This window comes from Blautia sp. HCP3S3_D9, from assembly GCF_052063845.1.
Classification (GTDB): domain Bacteria; phylum Bacillota; class Clostridia; order Lachnospirales; family Lachnospiraceae; genus Blautia_A.
The window spans coordinates 1-4009 of record NZ_JBQHWS010000203.1; the positions used below are offsets into that span (position 1 = coordinate 1).

The following is a 4009-nucleotide window of genomic DNA, read 5'->3' on the forward strand; positions in this document are numbered from 1 at the left end:
GGGAAAAAGAATAAACTGTAAACTGGCTGGATTCATGCATTGTTTGCGCCGGAAGGCAGGAACGACGAAAGGAGAGCATGCCGCCCGGCATGTTTGGAAGTTTGAAACATTTGAAAAATGTGCAAGGGGCGAAAATGGAATTTACTATATCACAGAAGGAACAAATGCGTATATTTCTGTAAGTGTTAATAAAACAGAAGATTTGGGTTCCCATACGATGTTTATTGGTGAAATAACAGATATGGAAGTCTTAAGTGATATCCCTTCTGTAACATACGAGTACTATCAGAATCACATAAAACCTAAGCCACAGGCAGTAGGAAAAACAGAAGATGGTCAGACAATATGGCGTTGCAGGATCTGTGGATATGAGTATGTAGGAGAAGAATTACCGGATGATTTTGTATGTCCTTTGTGCAAACATCCGGCATCAGATTTTGAAAAAGTGATAAAGAAAGCGGAGGTAAAGGAAATGGCAGTAAACAAATACGCAGGAACACAGACAGAGAAAAATTTACAGGAGGCATTTGCAGGAGAGTCACAGGCAAGAAATAAATATACTTATTTTGCTTCTGTTGCAAAAAAGGAAGGCTATGAGCAGATGTCAGCATTATTCTTAAAAACAGCCGATAATGAGAAAGAACATGCAAAGATGTGGTTCAAGGAGCTGGCCGGAATTGGTGACACAAAAGAAAATCTGGCCGCTGCTGCAGAAGGTGAAAACTACGAGTGGACAGATATGTATGAAGGGTTTGCCAAAACAGCGGAGGAAGAAGGATTTCCAGAACTTGCAGCAAAATTCAGAGCTGTAGGAGAGATTGAGAAACATCATGAAGAACGATATCGTGCACTTCTTAAGAATATTGAAACTGCACAGGTATTTGAAAAGAGCGAAGTCAAAGTATGGGAATGCCGTAATTGTGGACATATCGTAGTGGGAACAAAAGCACCGGAAGTATGCCCGGTATGCAATCACCCGCAGAGCTATTTTGAAGTACATGCAGAAAACTATTAATGTGAATTGCAGATATGAATATGGGTATGTCTGTTATACGATACAATGAGGGGCGGAAATGAACAAACTGAAAACATTATCCGGAGCACAATTAAAGTATATCGCATTTACAACTATGCTCATAGATCATGTAAATAAGGCTCTGATTTATCCTAATTTGAATGGAGGAATATTGCTTGTGATAAGTGATATTTTTGACATATTAGGAAGAATAGCTTTCCCGATCTTTATATTTTTATTGATAGAAGGTTATTTCAGAACGACAAACAGGTGGAAATATTTAGGTATGCTTCTTTTGTTTGGAATAATCTCAGAAATTCCATATGACATGTTTACAACGGCATCCTATTTTGAGCCAAATGGAAACAATATTATGTTCACATTGGCTTTGGTACTCGTTATCATTTGGATCATAGATACATTAAAAGAAAAAATGGGAGTACGTTGGCGTATATTATGGTATTTCATTTCCGCTGTAATCGTGGGAGCCGGATGCCTGAGTGCGATGATATTGGGATTGGATTATGAGTATCATGCAGTCTTAATTGGGTAATTTTTATATATTTTTCATAAAAAACCTGTTTGGGCAATTCCATTTTGCTTTTTGGCTATGTATAAAGAACCGTGGGCGTTATTGGGATTTGGATTAACCCTTACATATAATGGAGAACGGGGAAGGCAGAATAAGATTGTAAATTATTTGTTTTATCCAGTACATCTCTTCGTTCTGGGTATGATAAAAATGTATTTTGGATTTTAATAATACTTAAGAAAATCAGAATTAGGAGGATTAACTAATGAAATACGTATGTGATGTTTGCGGATGGGAGTATGATGAAGAGGAAGGATATCCAGAAGGTGGTATCGCACCGGGAACAAAATGGGAAGATGTTCCGGAAGATTTTGAATGTCCGTTATGTTCCGTAGGAAAAGATCAGTTCTCAGAAGTGTAATAAATAACAATGAAAAGGAAGGACGTCAAGTATGTGATATAACGGATGTCCTTCTTTTTTTACAGAATAAAAAATGCACAAATTGTAGGGAGATGAATACTATGAGAGGTCTTAGCCGAAAATTATATCTTGATCTTTCTGTTCCAACCGAAGAGGATCAGCGTTCAGACCAGCAGCGCATTCTGGAAGCTTTATCCGCGGAGGGCGTGAAAGAGGAGGTTCATATTCCGGTTCGCATGTTGAGACAACTATATCCATTACTTGATCGTGCAGGTTGGAAAATAACCGTTTCGCTTTCCTGGAATGGAGAAAAATGGGAGCTGGTTGATATAGAAAGCGGAGATACAGCCAGACAGCATTATGGGCTGGCTGTGGATCTTGGAAGTACAACGGTAGTGGTGAGACTTTTAGATTGTAATAGTGGTGAGATATTGGGAGAAGAGAGCTGCTTTAATAAACAGATTCAGTGGGGAACCGATATTTTATCACGTATTTTTTTCTGCAAAGATGACAGGAAAAAACTGGAAGAGATACGGCTTGCTACAGTTGAGTCTATTATAGAGTGCATGGATAAGCTGGATGTAAAGCATCCGGTGTCACGAAAATGTCTGTCTATGGTAGTAGCAGGCAATACCACCATGATCCACTTTCTTTTGGGAATAGATGCTTTCTGTGTCTTTTATACGCCACATGCTGTTCATGCAGACCGTCCGGGATTCCAGCCGGCAAAAGATCTGGACATTCCGCTGAATGGTTATGTATATTGTTATCCGGCGAAGTCTAATTATCTGGGTGGTGACATCATCAGTGGAATGATTGAAACGGAATTATATAAAAAGGATGGAATCAGTGTTTTCTTTGACATTGGAACCAACGGTGAACTTGTGATAGGAAATAAAGATTTTCTTCTTTGCGGCGCCGGTGCGGCGGGGCCTGCATTGGAAGGCGGTGTAGTACATACCGGGATGAGGGCAGATGCCGGAGCAGTGGACAGCGTGAGGATAAGAGGTGGAAAAATCCATGTTCATGTAATTGGTAACTCTTCAGGAAAAATTAGCCCTAAGGGTATCTGCGGTTCCGGTATTGTCGATCTGATTGCGGAACTTTTTTTAGAAGGCTGGATAGATATTCGTGGTAAGTTTTCTCCTGAAAAAACGAATCTTATTCAGAAACGAGAAGGTCAGCTTTGCATAGAATATGCTCCGGGTCTGTATTTTTATCAGAAAGATATCGACGAATTTATTCTTACCAAAGCCGCAGCACATATAATGGTTGAGATCATGCTCCGGGAATCTGGACTTGAACTGAATCAGGCAGATCGATTTTATGCAGCCGGCTCTTTTGGAAAATATGTATCTGTGGAATCAGCCATTACCATTGGGATGTATCCTGACATGGAACGGGAGAAGATGATCAATGCTGGAAATTCTTCGCTGGAAGGAGCACAGAAGCTTTTGCTGAACAAAGAACTTCTTGCAGATATTGATCAGATACTGGAAGAAATGACTTATATACAATTTGCGGAAGTGGATGATTTTCTGGAACAGATGGTAGCTGCCCAGGCCTTACCTCACACAGATTATAAAAAATATCCAACGGTCATGGAAAAATTAAAGAAAAGACAAAACATATGCTTTTATTGATCCGAGGCTGAGAAATCTGTCATGGTAAGCATATTCCAGATTTCTCAGAAAACAGAACAAAGGAGGAGACAAGATCAAAAATGAAATTTGATGTGCTGGGGTTATTAGCAGCCTGCTCATATGCATTGGACTGTGTAGAGGCAGAGCTGATTAAAGTAACAAACAATCATTCTAAACGTGTGGCATATATGGCGGTTTGTACTGCTGAAAAAATGGGTATACAGGGTCAAAGCCTGCAGGATCTGGCAGAGTGTGCATTGCTGCACGACAATGCAGTGGCACAATATATTAAATTAACTTGTTGTGCTAGATAAAATAAATATAAAGAAACTTCAACAAAATGTGCTATCCTATTTGTAGGGAATACAACGAAAGGAGGCATCATTATGTTGAAGTTC

At 39.5% G+C, this 4009-nt stretch carries 4 protein-coding genes and 2 pseudogenes; all 6 read left to right on the plus strand.

Annotated features, from left to right (window positions below):
- Positions 1 to 241: 241 nt before the first annotated feature.
- Positions 242 to 400 (plus strand): annotated as a pseudogene (locus tag ACTNES_RS19790) (rubredoxin-like domain-containing protein); the annotation flags it as partial.
- A gap of 72 nt (positions 401 to 472) precedes the next feature.
- Positions 473 to 1015: a rubrerythrin gene (gene rbr, locus ACTNES_RS19795; RefSeq protein WP_249310151.1), complete on the plus strand. Its 543-nt coding sequence runs from the start codon at positions 473 to 475 to the stop codon at positions 1013 to 1015.
- 58 nt (positions 1016 to 1073) lie between these two features.
- Positions 1074 to 1775, plus strand: a pseudogene (locus tag ACTNES_RS19800) (TraX family protein).
- Between the two features lie 37 nt (positions 1776 to 1812).
- A complete protein-coding gene (locus tag ACTNES_RS19805; RefSeq protein ID WP_019161201.1) occupies positions 1813 to 1968 on the plus strand; it encodes a rubredoxin in 156 nt (51 codons plus the stop codon).
- 101 nt (positions 1969 to 2069) lie between these two features.
- On the plus strand, positions 2070 to 3611 hold the full coding sequence (locus ACTNES_RS19810) for an ASKHA domain-containing protein (protein ID WP_019161202.1): 1542 nt from the start codon (positions 2070 to 2072) through the stop codon (positions 3609 to 3611).
- Positions 3612 to 3691: 80 nt separating this feature from the next.
- Positions 3692 to 3925 (plus strand): hypothetical protein, encoded by a 234-nt coding sequence (locus tag ACTNES_RS19815; protein WP_441040473.1) that lies wholly within the window; start codon positions 3692 to 3694, stop codon positions 3923 to 3925.
- Positions 3926 to 4009: the final 84 nt, after the last annotated feature.

Coding starts and splice junctions, on each gene's coding strand:
- ACTNES_RS19810 (WP_019161202.1), top strand. CDS start 2,070: ATGAGAGGTCTTAGCCGAAAATTATATCTTGATCTTTCTGTTCCAACC.
- ACTNES_RS19805 (WP_019161201.1), top strand. CDS start 1,813: ATGAAATACGTATGTGATGTTTGCGGATGGGAGTATGATGAAGAGGAA.
- rbr (WP_249310151.1), top strand. CDS start 473: ATGGCAGTAAACAAATACGCAGGAACACAGACAGAGAAAAATTTACAG.
- ACTNES_RS19815 (WP_441040473.1), top strand. CDS start 3,692: ATGAAATTTGATGTGCTGGGGTTATTAGCAGCCTGCTCATATGCATTG.